2 protein-coding genes are annotated in these 1035 nt (G+C 19.2%); both read left to right on the top strand.

The window, feature by feature from the left end; translation table 11 throughout:
• Positions 1–491, top strand: a 491-nt coding sequence (locus ACRCYC_RS14310; RefSeq protein WP_438619811.1) for a hypothetical protein, incomplete at its 5' end; no start/stop codon positions are given.
• Positions 492–769: 278 nt separating this feature from the next.
• The coding region (locus tag ACRCYC_RS14305; protein ID WP_438619810.1) for an HD-GYP domain-containing protein at positions 770–1035 on the top strand (266 nt) is incomplete at its 3' end.

Raw genomic sequence — 1035 nt, 5'->3', positions numbered from 1 at the left:
AAAATAAATTGTATTTAATTTTAAAGAAAAATAAAATTTATACTTTAAAAGTTATTCAAAAAAATGCATATTTAAATTTAGATAATGGTTCAATTATTATTTTAAAAAATATAAACCCATATATAAATAATTTGTTAATTAAAATTGAACAATTATCCTTAGAGATGATTTTAAATAAAGAGATTAAAAAAAATTTAAAAAAATCAGAGACATTGTGGAAAGAACAGGAAATAGAATTTTTAAAATTAAATTTTAATATATATACAAATCAAGAATTATCTGAAAAATTAAAAAAAAGTATTCATCAAATTCAAATAAAAAAAATGTCTTTGGGACTTTATCCTATAAAAATTTGGAGTGAACAGGAAATAGAATTTTTAGAACAAAATTTAAATAAGTCACTTTATTATTTGTCTGAAAAATTAAATCGTTCAGTAGCTTCGATTAAAGCTAAGCAAAGGAAATTAAGAAAAACTTATAAAAAAGTTTAAATATATATCAATATGGGAGGAATTTATTATGGTTAAAGATTTAAAGATAAAATTAAAAGAAAAAACAGTAGATGAGTTACTAGAATTATTAATATTAGGATTAGAGTATACAAAATTAGAAGAAGAAAATAAGAATAATCTAAATTAAAAAATGGGGTGGGAGAATAATTTTAAAGAATATTCAAAGGACATATTTTAAATTAAAATCTTTATACAAGAAAAATGATATTTATCAGATATTAAATGAATATAAATTAGATATAGAATTAAAAAGACACATGTTAAGGGTTAGTCAATATGCTAAACTTTTAGGAGAATTAATGTGTTTAGAAAAAGAAAAAATAGTACTTTTAGAAGAAGGAGCACTTCTTCATGATATAGGAAAACAATTAATAGATAAATGGATTCTAGATAAACCTTCTAAATTAACATTGGAGGAATTCAAAATAGTTCAAAATCATTGTAAATTAGGATTAAAAATATTAAATAAAAGATATCAAAAAAAAGAAATAGAAAATATAGTATTATTACATCATGAAAAATG

The organism is Paraclostridium sp. (assembly GCF_051657365.1).
Taxonomy (GTDB): Bacteria; Bacillota; Clostridia; order Peptostreptococcales; family Peptostreptococcaceae; genus Paraclostridium.
Note: the sequence above shows the minus strand (reverse complement) of the source record. Positions and strands in the feature narration are given on the sequence as shown.